At 67.5% G+C, this 19,414-nt stretch carries 18 protein-coding genes; 11 read left to right on the top strand and 7 right to left on the bottom strand.

Translation table 11 applies throughout. The features are described from left to right. Positions 1-92: 92 nt before the first annotated feature. Both HV798_RS25035 and HV798_RS25030 read left to right on the top strand, forming a co-directional pair. Positions 93-812 (top strand): glutamine amidotransferase, encoded by a 720-nt coding sequence (locus HV798_RS25035; RefSeq protein ID WP_175195085.1) that lies wholly within the window; start codon positions 93-95, stop codon positions 810-812. Between the two features lie 79 nt (positions 813-891). Next, positions 892-2,442 carry a hypothetical protein gene (locus HV798_RS25030; protein WP_175195087.1) on the top strand — a complete coding sequence of 517 codons (1,551 nt, stop codon included), beginning with the start codon at positions 892-894 and terminating at the stop codon, positions 2,440-2,442. Positions 2,443-2,511: 69 nt separating this feature from the next. Here the strand turns inward: HV798_RS25030 and copD are convergent, their stop codons facing one another. The 3 genes from copD to HV798_RS25015 form a co-directional block, all read right to left on the bottom strand. Beyond that, entirely contained in the window at positions 2,512-3,399 is an 888-nt protein-coding gene (copD, locus tag HV798_RS25025) for a copper homeostasis membrane protein CopD (protein ID WP_175195089.1), read from the bottom strand. 1 nt (position 3,400) lies between these two features. After that, positions 3,401-3,763, bottom strand: a complete 363-nt coding sequence (gene copC / locus HV798_RS25020) for a copper homeostasis periplasmic binding protein CopC (protein ID WP_175195091.1) — start codon at positions 3,761-3,763, stop codon at positions 3,401-3,403. 213 nt (positions 3,764-3,976) lie between these two features. Then, complete coding sequence (locus tag HV798_RS25015; RefSeq protein WP_246289124.1) at positions 3,977-4,438, bottom strand: hypothetical protein; 462 nt, start codon at positions 4,436-4,438, stop codon at positions 3,977-3,979. A gap of 106 nt (positions 4,439-4,544) precedes the next feature. Here HV798_RS25015 and HV798_RS25010 point away from each other — a divergent pair, with 106 nt between their 5' ends. Continuing rightward, complete coding sequence (locus HV798_RS25010; RefSeq protein ID WP_175195093.1) at positions 4,545-5,345, top strand: ProQ/FinO family protein; 801 nt, start codon at positions 4,545-4,547, stop codon at positions 5,343-5,345. A 124-nt stretch (positions 5,346-5,469) separates the two neighbouring features. On the opposite strand, the gene HV798_RS25005 is transcribed toward HV798_RS25010, so the two are convergent. From HV798_RS25005 to garD, 3 genes are all read right to left on the bottom strand, one after another. After that, a complete protein-coding gene (locus HV798_RS25005) occupies positions 5,470-6,255 on the bottom strand; it encodes a hypothetical protein (RefSeq protein ID WP_175195095.1) in 786 nt (261 codons plus the stop codon). A gap of 146 nt (positions 6,256-6,401) precedes the next feature. Next, positions 6,402-7,379, bottom strand: coding sequence for a Bug family tripartite tricarboxylate transporter substrate binding protein (locus HV798_RS25000; protein ID WP_175195097.1), 978 nt, complete (start codon positions 7,377-7,379; stop codon positions 6,402-6,404). Between the two features lie 147 nt (positions 7,380-7,526). Further along, positions 7,527-9,107 (bottom strand): galactarate dehydratase, encoded by a 1,581-nt coding sequence (gene garD, locus HV798_RS24995; protein ID WP_175195106.1) that lies wholly within the window; start codon positions 9,105-9,107, stop codon positions 7,527-7,529. A 245-nt stretch (positions 9,108-9,352) separates the two neighbouring features. On the opposite strand from garD, the gene kdgD (HV798_RS24990) reads away from it, so the two are divergent. The 3 genes from kdgD (HV798_RS24990) (at position 9,353) to kdgD (HV798_RS24980) (ending at position 13,118) form a co-directional block, all read left to right on the top strand. Continuing rightward, positions 9,353-10,267 (top strand): 5-dehydro-4-deoxyglucarate dehydratase, encoded by a 915-nt coding sequence (gene kdgD, locus HV798_RS24990; protein ID WP_175195109.1) that lies wholly within the window; start codon positions 9,353-9,355, stop codon positions 10,265-10,267. A gap of 64 nt (positions 10,268-10,331) precedes the next feature. After that, positions 10,332-11,912, top strand: coding sequence for an aldehyde dehydrogenase (NADP(+)) (locus tag HV798_RS24985; protein ID WP_175195111.1), 1,581 nt, complete (start codon positions 10,332-10,334; stop codon positions 11,910-11,912). A 291-nt stretch (positions 11,913-12,203) separates the two neighbouring features. Then, the gene (kdgD, locus tag HV798_RS24980) at positions 12,204-13,118 is read left to right on the top strand and encodes a 5-dehydro-4-deoxyglucarate dehydratase (protein ID WP_175195113.1); all 915 of its coding nucleotides are present in this window, start codon (positions 12,204-12,206) and stop codon (positions 13,116-13,118) included. A 49-nt stretch (positions 13,119-13,167) separates the two neighbouring features. On the opposite strand, the gene HV798_RS24975 is transcribed toward kdgD (HV798_RS24980), so the two are convergent. After that, positions 13,168-13,716 (bottom strand): MolR family transcriptional regulator, encoded by a 549-nt coding sequence (locus tag HV798_RS24975; RefSeq protein ID WP_175195115.1) that lies wholly within the window; start codon positions 13,714-13,716, stop codon positions 13,168-13,170. 175 nt (positions 13,717-13,891) lie between these two features. Here HV798_RS24975 and HV798_RS24970 point away from each other — a divergent pair, with 175 nt between their 5' ends. From HV798_RS24970 to HV798_RS24950, 5 genes are all read left to right on the top strand, one after another. Beyond that, positions 13,892-14,581, top strand: coding sequence for a FadR/GntR family transcriptional regulator (locus tag HV798_RS24970; protein ID WP_246289122.1), 690 nt, complete (start codon positions 13,892-13,894; stop codon positions 14,579-14,581). A gap of 492 nt (positions 14,582-15,073) precedes the next feature. Then, the gene (locus HV798_RS24965) at positions 15,074-16,090 is read left to right on the top strand and encodes an amino acid ABC transporter substrate-binding protein (protein WP_175195117.1); all 1,017 of its coding nucleotides are present in this window, start codon (positions 15,074-15,076) and stop codon (positions 16,088-16,090) included. A 145-nt stretch (positions 16,091-16,235) separates the two neighbouring features. Beyond that, entirely contained in the window at positions 16,236-17,444 is a 1,209-nt protein-coding gene (locus tag HV798_RS24960; protein WP_175195120.1) for an aminotransferase class I/II-fold pyridoxal phosphate-dependent enzyme, read from the top strand. 3 nt (positions 17,445-17,447) lie between these two features. Beyond that, positions 17,448-18,635: an amino acid ABC transporter permease gene (locus HV798_RS24955; RefSeq protein WP_175195122.1), complete on the top strand. Its 1,188-nt coding sequence runs from the start codon at positions 17,448-17,450 to the stop codon at positions 18,633-18,635. A 13-nt stretch (positions 18,636-18,648) separates the two neighbouring features. Beyond that, positions 18,649-19,414, top strand: a 766-nt coding sequence (locus HV798_RS24950; protein ID WP_175195134.1) for an ABC transporter permease subunit, incomplete at its 3' end; no start/stop codon positions are given.

The raw sequence follows: 19,414 nt of genomic DNA, 5'->3' as shown, positions 1-19,414 counted from the left end.
GCGCGGCGGGTTCATCATGGCGGTCGACCCGCCTGGGCCACCCCCCAACGGGCCGGCCCCAACGGGCCGACGCTTCCGCCTAGCCCCTCGCCATGACACAAAAACCCCTGGCCATCCTGCAAATGGGCCGCCCGCCCGAAGATCTGCGCGCCTCCCACGGCGAACAGGGCGACTGGGTCACCGCGGCCCTCACCGGCCTGGACCTCCCGCTGACGATCGAATACCCGGCCGACGGCCACGCCCTGCCCGATCCGGCCCGCCTGCGCGGCGCCGTGCTCACCGGGTCCTGGTCCATGGTCACCGACCGCGAACCCTGGAGCGAACGCACCGCGCAGTGGCTGCGCGAGGCGCTGGACGCGCAACTGCCGCTGCTGGGCATCTGCTACGGCCACCAGTTGATGGCCCACGCCTTCGGCGGCGTGGTCGACTACCACCCCCGCGGCCGCGAGATCGGCCTGCACACGGTGCGGCGCCTGCCGGCGTCAAACGACGACCCGCTGCTGGCCGGACTGCCCGACCACTTCGCCGCCCACCTGACGCACGAGCAAAGCGTGTTGCAACCGCCCGCCTCGGCCGCCGTGCTGGCCGGCACCGACCACGACCCGCACCAGATCCTGCGCTATGGTCCGCAGGCCCTGTCGGTGCAGTTCCATCCGGAATTCACGCCCGCCGTCATGGATGCCTGCCTGGCCCGGCGGCAAGACTTCCTGGCCACGCAAGGCCATGACGTCGCGGCCTTGCGGGCGGCCCTGGCGCCCACGCCCCATGCGTTGCAGATCCTGCGCGGCTTTGCCGTGGCCTGTGCCGGATGACGATACCCACGCGCGGCATTTCCCATCGCCCCTGCCCGGCTTCCTGCTTGCGCTCGACGCGTGAACGTCGACTCACGCCATGACGACCCTGCTGTGGTCCCTGCCTGCCCTGGTCGTCATCAGCGCCATCGCCAGCGGGCGGCTCAACACCACCCTGGCCGCCGTGCTGGGCCTGCTCACCGCGATTCCGGTCGCGCTGTTCGCGGCGCCCGGCGCTTTCGGGGGAGGACCGCTGGGCCATGCGCTGGCTCGCGGGCTATGGATCGGCGCCATCATCACGCCCTACATCCTGGGCGGCCTGCTGTTCTGGCAGATGGCCTCGCGCGCCGACCGTGGGCGCAGGCCCGCCGCCACGTCGGCAGGTTCACCTTCGACGCCAACGGCCGCGTCCACTGGTCCTCACGTCACGCCAACGGCTGAACCCGCGCCCACCGCAGACGCCATTTCCCCCACCGACCTGCTGGCCCGTCGCCGCCTGCTGTTCTTTGCCTGCTTCCTGGTTGGCCCCTTCGCCGAAGCGGCCACGGGTTTTGGCGTGGGCATGCTGGGCACGGTGCTGCTGTTGCGCCCGCTGGGCTTCAAGCCGCGCGAACTGATGGTGTTTGCCCTGCTCAGCCAGACGCTGATCCCATGGGGCGCCATGGGCAGCGGCACGCTGCTGGCGTCCGCCTATGCCCGCGTGCCGGCATCGCAATTGGCCCTGTACGGCATGGTGCCGGTAGCCTTGCTGATGCTGGTCTGGATGACGCTGTTCTGGCTCACCGCGCGCCGCGCCGGCCTGCCCACGACCAAGGCGGAACAGGCTCGCGAAGCCTTGTGGATGCTGGCCAGCCTGGCGCTGCTGACCGCAGCCACCGCCCTGCTTGGCCCCGAGACCGCACTGCTGGCCGCCTACGGCCCGCTGATCGTGCTGCGCTTTGCGCTGGATCGCCGACCCGGCCGCGCGCAGCTGCAAGACGCCGCGCTGGGCGCCCTGCCGTACATCGTCTTGATCGCCTGCCTGGTCGCCACGCGCCTGGCGCCCGCCCTGAACCAGGGCCTGGCCGGCCTGGCCCGCTTCAGCCCCTACGCCGACCTGCCCAGCTGGACGCCTTTCCTGCACGCGGGCAGCTGGCTGATCGCCGGCGCGCTGCTGATGGCCGCGATTCGCCGCCAACCCGGCCTGCTGTCCACCAACGCCCGCCACGCCTGGACCACCGGCAAGCACGCCGTGCTGTCGGTCTTCCTGTTCGCCATGATGGCCGAAGTGCTGGCCGGCGCCGGAATCTCGCAAGCCTTTGCCGACGGCCTGTTCCGCACCATGCAGGACTGGACGCTGCTGATGACGCCGCTTCTGGCCGGCGCCTTCGGCATCCTGGCCAACAGCGGCAATGCGCCCAACAGCCTGTTCATGCCGTCGCAACTGTCGCTGGCGCTGCACGCCGGCCTGAGCGTGCCGGCGGCGGCGGCGCTGTTGCACGTGTCCGGTACGTCGATGGGGTTCTTTTCGCCGGTGCGCATGTCGATCGCGGCCGGCCTGGCGCAAGGCCGCGGCCAGGAACGCGCGGTCTATGCGCAGCTGCTGCCGTTTGCCGTGGCGGCGTTTGCGATATTGCTGGCGCTGGCCTTGCTGCTGGTGCTGGCAGGCTGACGCGTCGCCGCCGCGCTGGCCCGTGGCTGCGGGCGGCGACGTGCCACGGAAGCAGCGCTCGCCGCACACCTACAGCGGCGACATCAGCCCCAGAAAGCCCACCACCATCAGCACGGCCGCGCCCAGCGCCAGTTCCACGATCGTATTGCGGCGAATCGCGTGCAGCGCCATCGCCCGTTGCGTGCGAATGCGCGGAATCCAGCGGTAGCGGTTGACCAGCGCCAGCCCCGTCATCACCAGCGCCAGCACGATTTTCACCAACAACAGGCGCTGATAATCCGATGCCGGGTCCACCCCACCAGCCCCCAGAATCAAGACCGCATTGCCGATGCCGCTGAACAGCAGCACCGCCACGGCGACGTGCCCCAACGTGGAAAACCGCAGCAAGGCGCGTGTGGCCTCGGCGCGATTGCCCGGACGCTGCCAGGCCGCCAGCCACAACAGGAATACCGGCAGCGACCCCAGCCAGAACGCGGCAGACAGGCCATGCAGCGCGTCATTGACCGCATGCGCCGCACCCAGCCAACCTTCGTGCATCGCCGCATGGCCGCCCAGACTCAGCGGCGCCAGCCCCAGTGCCGCCACCCAGGCCAGCACCCAGGGCCGCCCGGGCCGCACCCACAGCACCACGGCCAGCGCCAGCACCGCGCCGAACACGCGCGGCATCCAGGCCTGGCCATAGCGGGTTTGCAGCGCCACCGTGGCCAGCATGTCCGAATCCCGTAGCGCGCCCCAGTCGCCCGCGATGCTGGCGGTCTGCAACGGCAGCAGGCACAGCGCGGCCGCGAGGCCGATCACCGCCGCCGCGCGCAGCGCAGGCCGCAGCGCGGCTTCGGCGTCCCGCCCCAGCCGCGGCGCGCCGCCCAGGGCCAACATCGCGGCGGCGCCGAACAGCAGCACCGCCGCCGCCACGTTCAAGGCCCGGCACAACGCAAACGCGACAAACAGCAGGCTCATTTCAAGGCTTAACCGTGAACGTCCAGGCGCCGTCGGTCTTGTGGCCGTCCTTGGACAGCGCCTGCCATTTCACCGTATAGGCGCCGGCCGGCAGATCCTTGGGCACGGGCAGCACCAGCGTCTTGTCGTCGCCCGGCGCGGGCGCGGCCTTGGCGCTGACGGCCGGCTTGCCGGCGGCATCCAGCAGCGTCAGCGACGAGAACGCGGGCTCCAGGCCTTCGGAAAAGCTGGCCGTCACGGTAGCCGGCGCGGCCGCCACCACGGCCTTGTCGGCGGGCGTGGCGGATTTCAGGTGGGCGTGGGCCCAGGCCCATTGCGGGGCGATGGCCAGCACGGCGGCGGCGATAAGGGTGGGTTTGATCATGGTGGTGCTCCTGATGAATCGGCGGCGCATCGCCGCCAAAGGGTCATGGCATAACGAGGATTGAGCGCAATACGGCAACCGGCCGGCCCTGGCCAGGCCGCAAGGGCGCACTCTGCAAGCAGGAAAAAGGGTGAACCCGGCCAGAGATTCAGGCCAGAAATTCGACTCACGGAACCAGGCCGACGAATTCCAGCCCGTATTCCCGCCAGGCAATCAGCCCACCCGCGGCGGGGCGCGGGACTGCTGCGGCCGCCAGGCCGGTGCGTTGCGCCAACGCGGCGCGGCATCCTCGGACGCCTGCGGCACCGCCGGCCCCAGGGCAGGTAAGCGCCACGCCACGCCAGCCGGCGCCGGCGGGCAAGCCCCGCCCAGCATCGCGCAGGTCGACGCGCAGCAATGCGGCAGCGTGCCGCCGCCGTCCCAACCGCCATGCGCATGAGCAGAAATGTCCGCCTGCGGGCCGGTCGCCGCGGCATCCAGCGCCACCACCCGCGGCCCGCTGGCCGTGCACAGGATGACGGTGGCGCCCTGCCCGTGCGCCACCGGCGCCGGGGCGCCAAACGCCGCGGACGCCACCAAAGACTGGAACACCAGCAGCGCCGCCGCCAGCCACGCCACCCCGCGCCGGGCGGCGGCGGACAGGCGCAAAAACGTAACAGACGGGTGCTGGCTCATGGTGCCAGGGAGCTTACGACGCCCGCCCGGGGCCCCGCAACTTCAATCTGAAGCGTCACAACTGTTATGCTCCCTGCTTTCAACATCAGAACGTGCAGCACACACTATGGGTCTAGAACAGCTCGCCGCCATCCGAGGACTGCTTTTCAAGCAGGCTCCCGAAGAAACGGCTTCCACCAAACCCGCGCGACCCGCCGCCGCCAAAGGCGACGGCACGCGTGGTGAAAAGCGCGACGACAAGCGCGGCGGCAACCGGAACGGCAAGCGTGAAGGACAGCGCGCCCCCCAACAGGCCGGCCAACAGCAGGCAGGTCAACGCCAGGCGCCGCGCGAAAAGCGCGAGACCGACGTCGATCCCGTCCTGATCGCCATTTCGCGACTGCAGCGCCAATTTCCCAAGGCATTCCCCAAGAAGCCGGCCGCCAAGGTCCCGCTCAAGCTGGGCGTGCTGGAAGACCTGCAACAGCATGCCAAGGCCTTGCAGCTCACCGCCGAAGAAATCAAGGTCGCCGTCAAGACCTGGTGCGACGGCCGTCGCTACTGGGACAGCATGGTTGAAGCCGCCGCACGCGTCGACCTGAACGGCGAGCCCGCCGGCGCCGTCACCGCCAACGAAGCGCAGCACGCCAAGCGCATGGCCTCGCGCCGCCATTCCAAGGGCGCTGCCGCCCGCGGCAAGGGCAACGCCAACAAGGCCAAGCCGCAAGCCGACGGCGCACCTGCAACGGATGCCGCTCAGGACGTCGCCGCAACGCCGGTATTGGCTGACGCAGCCGCTGCCGCCGCCGACGACCACGTGAAGACGTCGGCCGCCGCGCCGGCGCAAGCAGCGGCCGAGGCTTCGGTTGCCCAAGCGCCCGAGCAAACACCTGATCAAGCACCGGCCGATACGCCGGCCAAAGACTGATTCCTGCTTGAAAAAATCGGCTTGAAAAAAACCGCGGACCGCGCAACGCCTGCCAAGGCGCTGAACGGTCCGCGGTTTTTCATGGCCGGCGGCCAAGGCCGTCCCGGGCGGCCCAGGCCGAGCGCTACCCCTCGTTCGACACCGCTGCGGCGAGCGCGGCCTCCCGTGCCTGCGTTTGCGGTTGCAGCACCAGGACGCGATAGCACACCGACATGCTGGTCACGGTGACCAGGCTGCCTACCAACATGGAAACCGCGTTGTAGACGTAAAAGCCAGGGCTGGGCATGCGTGGCATCTGCAACAGGAAGATCCTGACCAGCTCCAGCAAAAGCAATATCGGGATCGGCAATAGCGCCAACACCACGAAGCGCAATTTGTTGCCCCGGGTCAAGGCGTGGATGCGGCGCAGGTTGACCTTGCCCGTCAGTGCGGCTTCCGGCAACGCCAGAAACAGGTGACCGGTGAAATACAACGGCGCCAGCCAGAGTACCGACGTCAACAGAATGCCCAGCGCATTCGTGCCTTCAGGGCCGGTCGTCCAGACAAAGACAAACAACCTCAGCGTCGCCAGCACGAACAACACGAGCGAACCGGCAACGCCCAGCAGGAAGTACATGCGTTCGGGCTTGCCGGCCACCAACCCGGCGCGCGGGGCTTCATCGAGCAAGATGCGGCGATGCCAGGCCACCGCCGCCAGCACCGGCGCGGCCACCAAGACCAACCAGCTGGCCACCTCCAGCAGGATGCTGTGCTGGATCACAGCCAATTGACCCATGTACATCGCCAGGCACGAGCCGGCGAGCAGGATCGCCACCAGTTGCGGCGCCTGCGCAAGCATCTGCCCGCCGTGATCGCCCAGCGTGTCGAAGATTTGCCGGATCACCCGGAATAGCGGAAGTTTTTGCTGCACACATTGCTCCGTTGCTTAGCCGGCCCAGGCCGGGAGCTTCACGCGTTATCGCGCGAAGATGACGTAGTCATAACGGCAATATGCAACAAAACTTAACCGCACGGGTGATGGGTTGCGGCCGGCAACTCTGCCGGCCCAGAAAACGCTCAATCCAGCCGGATATCCGCGCTGGCCACCACCTTGGCCCAACGCGCCCGCTCGCTGCTGAAGAACTGCGCCAATTCCGCGGGATTGCGCACCACGATCTCGGCGCCTTGCTCGTTCAGCTGCGACTTCACGTCGGGCTGGTTGACGATCTGCCCCATCAGGGTGGCCAACAGGTTCGCGGTCTTGTCCGTGGCCGTCACCGGCGCCATCACCCCTTGCCAGGTGCCGGATTCGAACCCCGCCACGCCCTGCTCGGAAATCGTCGGAATGTCGGCCACCAGCTGCATGCGTTCCTTCTTGGAAATCGCAATGGCGCGCAGCTTGCCGCCCTTGATGTGCGGCAGGGTTGCCAGCAGGCCGTTCATGATGACCTGCGTCTGCCCGCCGATCGTGTCCGTCACCGCCTGCGAACCGCCCTTGTACGGCACGTATTCCCACTGCGCGCCGGTGGCCTGCTGCACAGCCACCGCGGCCAGGTGCGGCGCGCTGCCGATGGCGGTCACGGCGAAGTTCAATCGCTGTTTCTTGGACAGCGCCACCAATTCAGGCACCGTCTTGGCCGGCACGTCCGGATGCACCGCCAGCACGTGCGGCGAATACGCCAGCATGCCCACCGACCGCAGATCCTTGGACGGATCGAACGACAGCTTGGTATAGACCGACGGGCTGATCGCCAGCGCGCCCACGTCGCACAGCAGCACGGTGTGGCCTTCCTGGGCGGACTGCACCACGATGCCCGCACCCAGGTTGCCGTTGGCGCCGGGCTTGTTCTCGACCACCACGGTCTGCTTGAGCGCCTCGGCCAACCGCGGCGCGATGACCCGCGCGATGATGTCCGACGAGCCGCCGGGCGGGTACGGCACCACGATGCGCACAGGCCGGGTGGGCCAGGCGTCGGCCTGGGCCCAGGCCGGGGTGATGCGCGCCAGTCCCAGCGCGGCGGCGGCGGCCAGCAGATGCCTTCTGTTTGAATCCATGTTGTCTCCGTTGTTGTAGAAGCCCGCGCCTCGATGGGCCGGTGCCAGGTGGTGCCAGGCCCGCGCAACGGCAAGCCCGTTGAAATCAAAAGAGTCAGGCGTGCACCCGTCCCGAGTGCATGCCGCAGCGCCCGAAACGCCAGCGCCTCAGGTCACCGGCCCCGGGTTGAACAAGGCCAGCGCGTTGTGCAGCTTGAGTTTTTCGGCACAGGTCTGGCGGCGGCCGCTGGCCACTTCCAGCATCAGGCGGAACAGTTCCCAGCCCACGTCTTCGATGCGGGCCTGGCCGGTCGCAATGCGGCCGGCGTCCACGTCCATCAGGTCGTGCCAGCGCCGCGCCAGGTCGCTGCGGGTGGCAACCTTGATGACCGGCACCTGCGCCAGGCCGTAAGGCGTGCCGCGCCCCGTAGTGAAGATGTGCAGGTTCATGCCGGCCGCCAGTTGCAGCGTGCCGCAGATGAAATCGCTGGCCGGCGTGGCCGCGAAGATCAGGCCCTTGCGCGTCAGCCGGTCGCCCGGCGACAGCACGCCGTCGATGTTCGACGAGCCGGATTTCACGATCGACCCCATCGCCTTTTCGACAATGTTGGACAGCCCGCCCTTCTTGTTGCCGGGGCTGGTGTTGGCGCTGCGGTCGGCGCTGCCGCGTTGCAGGTAATCGTCGTACCAGGCCATCTCGCGCACCAGCGCCTCGGCCACTTCCGGCGTGGCGGCGCGCGCCGTCAGTTGGTCGATGCCGTCGCGCACTTCCGTGTTCTCGGAAAACATCACCGCGGCGCCCGCGCGCACCAGCAGGTCGGCCGCAAAGCCCACCGCCGGGTTCGCCGTCACCCCGGAAAACGCGTCGCTGCCGCCGCACTGCACGCCGACCACCAGGTCAGACGCCGGACAGGTCTCGCGCCGGCGCTGATTCAGCTTTTCCAGGTGGCGTTCGGCGGTGCGCATGATGTTGTCGATCATGGATTCGAAGCCCACGTGCTCGTCGTCCTGCAGCACGATGGTGTCCACGCCGTCCTCACCCCCACCCGCCATGCCCTGGCCCGCCCGGATCGGAATCGCGCCGGGCGCCAGAAGGCGTTCGGGCTGCAGCTTTTCGCAGCCCAGGCTGACCACCATGGTGGTGCCGCCAAAGTTCGGGTTGCGGGCAATGTTGTGCAGCGTGCGCACCGGAATCGCCGCGCCCGGCGCATCGATCGCCACGCCGCAGCCGTAGGTGTGTTCCAGCCCCACCACGTCGTCCACATTCGGGTAGCGCGGCAGCAGCTCGCGCCGGATGCGCGCCACGGCGTGTTCCACCACGCCCTGCACGCATTGCACCGTGGTGCTGATGGCCAGGATATTGCGCGTACCCACCGTGCCGTCGGCATTGCGGTAGCCCTGAAAGGTATAGCCGTCCAGCGGCGGCAGCGGCGCCGTGCGGCGCGTGCCCACCGGCAAGTCCTGCAGGGAGCGGGCGGTGGGCATCGTCGTGACGCGCTCGTTGACCCAGCTGCCGCGCGGCAGTGCCTTGGCCGCATAACCCACCACCACGTTGTAGCGCCGCACCGCCTCGCCCTCGGCCAGGTCCTGCAACGCCACCTTGTGACCCTGCGGCACCGTGTCGACCAGCACCAGGCCGTCCGGCAGTGTGGTGCCGGCGGGCAAGCCGCCGTCGTTGGCCACGATGGCGACGTTGTCCTGGGGGTGGATCTGGATAAGCACGGGCGCTTGGCCTGCCGCGAGCTGCATTCGGGTCTCCTGATGTTGTTCGGCGCCATCGACACCAGCGCCCATACGTTATCGTACAACTAAGAGAATAGTTGCTGCCGATTGCTTCGATGAATTGCGGATTTCCCCAAGGCTGTTCTACGCCTCATAGGGGAATCCGTCTTGAAGCGTTAAAAATCATGTTGTACGATGACGTACCTATTCACCGCGACCGACTCGGTAGACCTTCCGCCGGCGCGTCGCCCGCCTCACAGGGAACCCCGCCCATGACCACGCCGCAGGAACTCAAGGAAATCGTCTCGGAAGGCTTGCTGTCCTTTCCCGTCACCGATTTCGACCAGAATGGCGACTTCAACGCCAAGACCTATGCCCAACGCCTGGAATGGCTGGCGCCCTACGGCGCCACGGCCCTGTTCGCGGCCGGCGGCACGGGTGAGTTCTTCTCGCTGGCCCCGTCCGAGTATTCCGATGTCATCCGCACCGCCGTGAACACCTGCGCCGGCAAAGTGCCGATCCTGGCGGGCGCCGGCGGCCCCACCCGTGTCGCCATCGCCTATGCGCAAGAAGCCGAACGCCTGGGCGCCAAGGGCGTGCTGTTGTTGCCCCACTACCTGACCGAAGCCTCGCAACAAGGCATTCTTGACCACGTCGAACAGGTCTGCAAATCGGTCAAGATCGGCGTCATCGTCTACAACCGCGCCCAGTCGCGCCTGTCGGCCGACAGCCTGGCCGTGCTGGCCGACCGTTGCCCCAACCTGGTCGGCTTCAAGGACGGCATCGGCGACATCGAAGCCATGGTCCGCATCCGCCGCAAGCTGGGCGACCGCTTCTCGTACCTGGGCGGCCTGCCCACTGCCGAGGTCTACGCCGCGGCCTACAAGGCCCTGGGCGTGCCGGTGTACTCGTCCGCCGTCTTCAACTTCGTGCCCAAGACCGCGATGGACTTCTATCGCGCCATTGCCGCGCACGATCACGACACGACGAACCGCCTGCTCGACGAGTTCTTCCTGCCCTACCTGGAAATCCGCAACCGCTGCGCCGGCTACGCCGTCAGCATCGTCAAAGCCGGCGCCAAGCTGGTCGGCCACGATGCCGGCCCGGTCCGCGCCCCGCTGACGGACCTGAAGCCCGACGAGCTGGAAGCGCTGAACGCCCTGATCAAAAAACTCGGCCCCCAATAACCCCGCCTTGCAGCCACGCCTGCCCGCCCCCTGCCTGGGGGCGTTTTCATTCGGAGAATCACGCATGACTTTGACCGGCAACATGTTGATCGGCGCCAGCGCCATCAAGGGCACCGGCGCCCCGCAGCACGCCATCAATCCCGCCAACGGCCAGGCCCTGGAGCCCGGCTTTCCCGCCGGCACCGCGCAAGACGTGGCCCGCGCCGCCGAGCTGGCCCAGGCCGCCTTCGACACCTACCGCGCCGCGCCCCTGGAAACCCGCGCGCAGTTCCTGGAAAGCATCGCCGACGGCATCCTGCAACTGGGCGACGCGCTGATCGAGCGCACCCATCTGGAAACCGGCCTGCCGCTGGCCCGCCTGCAAGGCGAGCGCGGCCGCACCGTCGGCCAGCTGCGCCTGTTTGCCCGCGTGGTGCGCGACGGCTACTTCCTCGACGCCACCATCGACCCCGCCCAGCCCGACCGCCAACCCTTGCCGCGCGCCGACCTGCGCCTGGCCAACGTGCCGCTGGGCCCGGTCGCCGTGTTCGGCGCCAGCAACTTCCCGCTGGCCTTCTCGGTGGCCGGCGGCGACACCGCATCGGCCCTGGCGGCCGGCTGCCCCGTCATCGTCAAGGCCCACAACGCCCACCCCGGCACCTCGGAAATGGTCGGCCGCGTGATCCAGCAGGCCGTTGCCAAGCACGGCCTGCCAGAAGGCACGTTCTCGCTGCTCTTTGGCGCCGGCAATGAAATCGGCACCGCCCTGGCCACCCACCCGGCCATCACCGCGGTCGGCTTCACCGGCTCGCGCCGCGGCGGCCTGGCGCTGGTCGCCGCCGCCAACGCCCGCCCCGTGCCGATTCCCGTGTACGCCGAAATGTCCAGCATCAACCCGGTATTCCTGCTGCCCGCGGCCCTGGAAACGCGCGCCGAGGCCATCGCCAAGGGCTTTGTCGACTCGCTGGTGATGGGCGTGGGCCAGTTCTGCACCAACCCGGGCCTGGTCATCGGCATCGAAGGCCCGGCGCTGGAACGCTTCCGCCAGGCCGCCGCGCAAGCTGTCGAGGCCAAGGGCGCGGCCACCATGCTGACGCCCGGCATCTTCTCGGCCTACACGCAAGGCGAACAGGCCCTGGCCGGCCACGCCAGCGTCGCCACACTGGGCCGCGGCGAAGCCTCAAAGCCTGCCGCCAACGCCGCCGGCCCTGCCGTCTTCGGCACCGACGCCGCCCGTTTCCTGGCATCGCCCGAACTCGAGGCCGAAGTCTTCGGCCCGGCGTCCCTCGTCGTGGCCTGCCGCGATGCCGCCGAGATGCGCGCCGTGGCCGAACATCTGGAAGGCCAGCTGACCGCCACGCTATTTGTGGACGACGCCGACACCGATGCGGCGCGCGCGCTGCTGCCCGTGCTGGAACGCAAGGCCGGCCGCATCCTGGCCAACGGCTACCCCACCGGCGTCGAAGTCAGCCATGCGATGGTGCACGGCGGCCCCTTCCCGGCCACGTCCAACCCCGCCTCGACCTCGGTCGGCGCCACCGCCATCCGCCGCTTCCTGCGCCCGGTCTGCTACCAGGACCTGCCTGATGCGCTGCTGCCCGATGGCGTCAAGCGCGCCAATCCGCTGAACCTGCCGCGCATGGTGGACGGGGTCATCGCCGTCTGACGCGTCCTGCATTCGGCCAAGGCGGGCGGCGATGAGCCGCCCGTTTTTCTTTGGAATGAGGGTTCCCTCGATGCGGCCACGCGGGGTTTGCCTCGGCATCTGCTTCAGATGCTGCTTCGTTGGCGGCTGTCTCCCGTGCTTCACTTGGTGCCACATGTTGTACGACAACATCAGCGAGCTGATTTACTACTTTGCCCGCTCATCCTGTATGTTGTACGATGACATACATCCACTGATCTTTCTTCCCGCCGTCCTCACCGACGGCTTTTTCTCGCAATCACGGACCCAGGTATGACCACTCCCCAGGAACTCAAGGCCATCGTCTCGGAAGGCCTGTTGTCCTTCCCCGTTACCGACTTCGACCAGAACGGCGATTTCAACGCCAAGACCTACGCCCAACGCCTGGAATGGCTGGCGCCCTACGGCGCCACCGCCCTGTTCGCGGCCGGCGGCACGGGTGAGTTCTTCTCGCTGGCCCCGTCCGAGTATTCCGATGTCATCCGCACCGCCGTGAACACCTGCGCCGGCAAAGTGCCGATCCTGGCGGGCGCCGGCGGCCCCACCCGTGTCGCCATCGCCTATGCGCAAGAAGCCGAACGCCTGGGCGCCAAGGGCGTGCTGTTGTTGCCCCACTACCTGACCGAAGCCTCGCAACAAGGCATTCTTGACCACGTCGAACAGGTCTGCAAATCGGTCAAGATCGGCGTCATCGTCTACAACCGCGCCCAGTCGCGCCTGTCGGCCGACAGCCTGGCCGTGCTGGCCGACCGTTGCCCCAACCTGGTCGGCTTCAAGGACGGCATCGGCGACATCGAAGCCATGGTCCGCATCCGCCGCAAGCTGGGCGACCGCTTCTCGTACCTGGGCGGCCTGCCCACTGCCGAGGTCTACGCCGCGGCCTACAAGGCCCTGGGCGTGCCGGTGTACTCGTCCGCCGTCTTCAACTTCGTGCCCAAGACCGCGATGGACTTCTACCGCGCCGTCGCCGCGCACGACCACGACACGACGAACCGCCTGCTCGACGAGTTCTTCCTGCCCTACCTGGAAATCCGCAACCGCTGCGCCGGCTACGCCGTCAGCATCGTCAAGGCCGGCGCCAAGCTGGTCGGCCACGATGCGGGTCCTGTGCGCGCCCCGCTGACGGATCTGAAGCCCGACGAGCTGGAAATGCTCAACGCGCTGATCAAGAAGCTGGGCCCGCAGTAAAGGCAATGCTTGGGGTGACGCTAGACGCATCACCCCAAGCCTCGTGCCATCACCCCACCGACGGCTGATTCAGCACCGCCAACATCTGTTCCAGGCGCGCGTGCTCCTGGTCGGCGAATTCCCACTTCGGATACTTGATGCGCGCCCGCGCATTCAGCCACAGCTGATCCGCAATGGCCGCCTTGGCCAGGCCCAGCAACTCGGCATCGATACGGCCGGCAATCTTCAGCTGCCCGAACGCCGTCGCCACGATCGCGCGGCATTCGCTTTGAAAAAAGTGCTTGTGCATGGCGTCCTCATCCAGCCACTGCGTCCTGGCGTCCAGGTCATGCTGAATGCGGTCCCAGGGCACATCCAGCCCCCAGCCGGCCAGAAACTCGTTCATGAACTTGACGATTCCCTTGCCGCTCTTGTTCTCGCCGTACCAGTCCTGCAGGGCGCTGAAAGCATCACTGCCGTCATCGCTGCCAAACGGGCTGAAATCGTCACCGCTGTCGTAGTAGAAGTCATCGCCGGCCAGCGCCACGAAGTTGGGATGGCTGGTTTCCCGCGCCAGGCCTTCGTCTTCATCGTCAAAGTACAGATCGTTCTTCGGCATCGTGCGTGGGTTCCATTTTTTGTGTGTGTCGGAAGGGGCATGATAAGCCAGTCCCCCAATTCCTCTCCTGTATGCTGTCATACGGCCCCGGCCGTTTATCATTAGGCCTTCGTCCCCCGGCACCACACCCCAAAAAGAGACAATGGAAAATCCCCGGCCCCGCCCGCGTTCGCGCTTGACCGACGTCGTGATCGACGAACTGACCAAGCGCCTGGACGCCCGGCAGTACCGCCCCGGCGACAAGCTGCCGTCAGAGCACGCGCTGTGCGCCGAGTTCGACGTCAGCCGCACCGTCATCCGCGAAGCCGTGGCCTCGATGCGCCTGAGCGGCCGGCTGGTCAGCAAGGCCGGCATCGGCGTCTTCGTCACCGAAGACCGCGAAAAGCCCATCGACTTCGTCGTGGCGCCGGCAGGCGACCCGCGCTGGGCCCTGCACATCATGGAATTGCGCGCCGGGCTCGAGGTCGAGGCCTGTGGGCTGGCGGCAGAGCGCCGCAGCGCCGCCGACCTGAGCGGCATCGTCGAGGCGTTCGACGCCTTCAACCGCGCCACCCGCGACATGGAAGCCGCCGTCAAGGCCGACTACGAATTCCACCTGTCCATCGCCCGCGCGTCCAATAACCCGCACTTTCCCGCGCTGCTGCAGGCCGCGGTGCGCGACGTCATGCTGGACCTGAACATCAAGCACGGCGGCAAGACGCCCGAAGAACTCGAAACCTACGAAACCCGCAACGTGCAGGAACACGAGGCCATCCTGACGGCCATCATGCGGCGCGACCCCGGCGCGGCCCGCGCCGCCATGGCCCGCCACCTGGGCGACAGCATCGCCCGCTACCGCAAGCTGCTGTCGCACCCACCCGCCTGATCGCGGGCGACCACGCCCTTTGCCTTGTGGGATGCGCTCAAAGCATCCCACCAAAAGATCACGACAGGCATCTGCCCTGAATACGTCCGGCGCCCCACGGGCGCCATATAACCCCCGGCATTCCCCAAATTACGGGAATCCCCTTACTTGCTCACTTGTATGATGGCTGCCATCATACGTCTCATGAGTTCGTAAAGCCCGTCAGTGACAGCCGCCACTCGGGATCAGTTACGCAAGACCTGCCGTCCAAGTGCCGCCGATGACCACGTTGCCTGCCCTGCGCCCGACCTTCCAACGCTACGCCACCCGTATCCACCGGTAGCCGCCCGTCTGGAAAGCCGCTGCCGCGACCTCGCCGCATTCCTCGCTTTCCCCTCCCCCGTCCGTATCCGTAGACACCGCCGCCTCTGCCCGACAGGCGTGGGGCGCGTTGTCGCGCGTCCGGTCTTTGCCCTTCGCTTCGTCCTACCCCCTCCCCTGGAGAACACTTTCATGCGCAAGTTCCTGACCACCGCCGTCGCGGCGACCCTGCTGTGCGTGGCGTCCGGCGCCCAAGCCGGCGTCACCTTCGAAGCCGTCAAGAAAAAAGGCTTCCTGCAATGCGGCTTTGCCGGCATTCCCGGTTTCTCGGTGCTGGACAGCAAGGGCGAATGGACCGGCCTGGACGTGGACATGTGCCGCGCCGTGGCCGCCGCGATGTTCGGCGATGCGTCCAAGGTCAAGGGCAATGTGCTGACCGCCCAGGCCAAGTTCACCGCCTTGCAATCCGGTGAAATCGACATGCTGTCGCGCAACACCACCCAGACCCTGACGCGTGACACCACGCTGGGCCTGATCGGCGTGGGCGTGAACTTCTATGACGCCCAGGGCCTGATCGTGAAGAAGTCCATGAACGTGAAGACGGTCAAGGAACTGGACGGCGCCACCGTCTGCGTGCAGCCTGGCACCACCACCGAACTGAACCTGGCCGACTACTTCCGCGCCCGCGGCATCACCTTCAAGCCGGTGCTGGTCGAGAACTACGACGAAAACTTCCGCCTGCTGGAATCGGGCCGCTGCGACGCCTACACCAACGACAAGTCCAACACCGCCGCCAACATGCGCACGCGCCTGGCCAAGCCCGACGACTGGGAAATCCTGCCGGAAAACCTGTCCAAGGAACCGCTGGGCCCCATGGTGCGCCAGGGCGACGAACAGTGGTTCAACGTGGTGCGCTGGTCGCTCAACGCCATGCTGGAAGCCGAGGAATACGGCATCACGTCCAAGAACGTCGACGATATGCTCAAGAGCACGAACCCCAACGTGCAGCGCATCCTGGGCGTGACGCCCGGCATGGGCAAGAACCTGGGGCTGGACGACAAGTGGGCCTACAACATCATCAAGCAGGTCGGCAACTACGGCGAAAGCTACGACCGCGCCATGGGCAAGGAAAGCCCCCTGAAGCTGGACCGCGGCCTGAACAAGCTGTGGACGCAAGGCGGCCTGATGTACGGCTGGCCGGTGCGTTGATGCCCAGGCCCGCCTTGCCCGCAGGCAAGGCGGGCCGCCCCGCGGCCAGGCCGGATCCGCCCGCCTGGCCGTGCCATACGTTTTCCTTGATTTTCGCGGGGCCGGCGGGTGTGCCGGCCACCGCCTTTTTTCAGAAGCAGTCACCATGAACAGCATCGTCAACGCCCGCCTCAAGCAGATCAAACCTTCCCCCAGCATGGCCGCCAAGATCGTCGTCGACGAACTGCGCCGCGCCGGCCGCGAGATCGCCGACTTCACCCTGGGCGAGCCCGACATGCCCACGCCCGCCCACATCGCGCGCGCCGGGCAGGCCGCCATTGCCGACGGCGACATCCGCTACACCAGCCCCAATGGCACCCCGGGCCTGCGCCGCGCCATCGCCAACAGCCTGGAACTGACGCTGGGCGCCAAGTACGGCCTGGACCAGATCACCGTGGGCGCCGGCGCCAAGCAGATCATCAGCGCGGCGCTCACCGCCAGCCTGGAACCCGGCGACGAAGTGATCGTGTGCGCGCCGTACTGGGTCTCGTACCCGGACATGGTGCTGCTCAACGAAGGCAAACCCGTCGTCGCGGCCGGCCCGGAATCGCAGGGCTTCAAGCTGGACGCCGCCACCCTGGAAGCCGCCATCACGCCGCGCACCCGCTGGCTGATCCTGAATTCGCCCAGCAACCCCAGCGGCGCCGTCTACAGCCGCGCCGAAATGCGCGCCCTGACCGACGTGCTGCTGCGCCATCCGCGCGTCTGGATTCTCAGCGACGAGATCTACGCGCCCTTCTGCTATGGCAATGAGCCGCACGTGTCGCCCGTGCAGGTGGAACCGCAACTGGCCGACCGCACGCTGATCGTCAACGGCATGTCCAAGTCGTACGCCATGACCGGCTGGCGCGTGGGCTACGGCGCCGGCCCGGCCGACCTGATCAAGGCGATGAGCACCGTGATGTCGCAAAGCACCAGCTGCCCCAGCGCCATCTCGCAAGCCGCCGCCCAGGCCGCCCTGGAAGGCGACCAGACCAGCGTCACCGACATGGTTGCCATCTTCAAGGACCGCCGCGACCTGATCGTGCGCCGCCTGAACGCCATTCCCGGCATCTCGTGCGCCACGCCCGACGGCGCCTTCTATGTCTACGCCAACGTCAGCGGCCTGATCGGCCGCACCGGCCCCGACGGCGAACTGAAGACCGACCTGGACGTCAGCCTGTTCTTCCTGCGCCAGGCCGGCGTGGCCGTGATCGACGGCGGCTCGTACGGCCTGTCGCCCTACGTGCGTTTCTCGTTCGCCACCGCCACCGAGGTGATCGAGCAAGGCATGGACCGCCTGGCCGCCGCGGTCAACGCGCTGATGGCGGGCTGAACCGTGGGTAAAGCAAGTTCCGCCACCGCGCGGCGCGCGCCGCGCCGCTGGTCCTGGAGCGACCCCGCCACCCGCGCCCTGGCCTACCAGGCCCTGGCGCTGGCCCTGGCGGGGTCGGCCATCTGGTTCCTGGTCCACAACACCCTGCAAAACCTGGCGCTGCGCAACATCGCCACCGGCTTTGGTTTCCTGACGCGCGAAGCCGGCTTCGCCATCGGCGAATCGCCCATCGCCTACGGCCCGGCCGACACCTACGGCCGCGCCATCGCCGTCGGCATCCTGAACACGCTGCGCGTCGGTCTGATCGCCCTGGTCGCGGCCACCGCGCTGGGCGTGCTGATCGGCGTGGGCCGTCTGTCCAGGAACTGGCTGGTGGCCCGCCTGGCCTCGATCTACGTCGAAGTCATGCGCAACGTGCCGCTGCTGTTGCAGCTGTTCTTCTGGTACGCGCTCATTACCGAGAACATGCCCGGCCCGCGCCAGGCGCACCATCCGCTGCCGGGCGTGTTCATTTCCAACCGCGGCCTGAAGGTGCCGGGGCTGGAAGGCGCCTCGCTGGATTGGGTGCTGGGCGGACTGGGCCTGGCGATTGTCGCCATCCTGTTCCTGGGCCACTGGGGCAAACAGCGCCAGGAAGCCACTGGCCGGCCATTTCCGCTGGGGCGCTTCGCCATCGGCCTGTTGATCGGCCTGCCGGTCGTGGGCTGGCTGGCCAGCGGCGCCTCGCTGACGCTGGACATGCCCGAACTGAAGGGTTTCAACTTCTCGGGCGGGCTGACCCTGACGCCCGAGTTCGCCGCCCTGCTGCTGGGCCTGGTGATCTACACCGCCGCCTTCATCGCCGAAGTCGTGCGCTCGGGCATCCAGGCGGTCGGCAACGGCCAATGGGAAGCCGCGGGCGCGCTGGGCCTGCGTCGGCCCCTGGCGCTGCGCCTGGTGGTGTTGCCGCAAGCGCTGCGCGTCATCATCCCGCCCATGACCAGTCAGTACCTGAACCTGTTGAAGAACAGTTCCCTGGCGGTAGCCATCGGCTATCCGGACATCGTGTCGGTGGTGAACACCACGCTGAACCAGACTGGCCAGGCCATCGAGGGCATTCTCATCATCATGGGCGCCTACCTGACGGTCAGCCTGTCGATCTCGATATTCATGAACTGGTACAACAAGCGCATCGCGCTGGTGGAGCGTTGATATGAGCCGTCATATGAACACCCCCGCGCAACTCCCCACCGAAGGGCTGCCGCCGCCCAAGACCCACGTCGGCGTCTGGGCCTGGTTGCGCGAGCGCCTGTTTTCCTCGCCGCTGAACATCCTGATCACTGTACTGGTGGCCTGGTTCCTGTTGATGTCGGTGCCGGCGCTGGTGGAGTGGGCCGTTATCCGCGCCAACTACACCGCCGCCAACGCCCAGGAATGCCGCGCGTCCGTCGGCGGCGCCTGCTGGGCCTTCATCATCGAGAAGCACCGCCTGATCCTGTTCGGCACGTATCCGTACGACGAACAATGGCGTCCGCTGATCGCCACGATCATCCTGATCGCGGTCATCGTCTGCAGCGGCATCCGCCGCTTCTGGAACTGGAAGCTCGCTGTCATCTGGACCGTCGGCCTGACCGCCGTGGCCCTGTTGATGTGGGGTGGCGTGTTCGGCCTGACCTACGTGGAAAACGCACGCTGGGGCGGCCTGCCGCTCACGCTGATCCTGTCCACGTTCGGCATCGCCTTCGCCTTCCCGATCGGCGTGCTGCTGGCCCTGGGCCGGCGCTCGAAGATGCCCGCGATCAAGGCGCTGTGCGTCGTGTACATCGAGCTCATCCGCGGCGTGCCGCTGATCAGCCTGCTGTTCATGTCGTCGGTGATGTTGCCGCTGTTCCTGCCCGAAGGCTTTTCCATCGACAAGCTGTTGCGCGCGCAGATCGCGATCATCATGTTCGCGGCCGCGTACATCGCCGAAACGGTGCGCGGCGGCCTGC

The sequence above is a fragment of the Achromobacter deleyi genome, from assembly GCF_902859705.1.
Taxonomy (GTDB): Bacteria; Pseudomonadota; Gammaproteobacteria; order Burkholderiales; family Burkholderiaceae_B; genus Achromobacter; species Achromobacter deleyi.
This window is presented reverse-complemented; position numbering and strand designations above follow the sequence as displayed.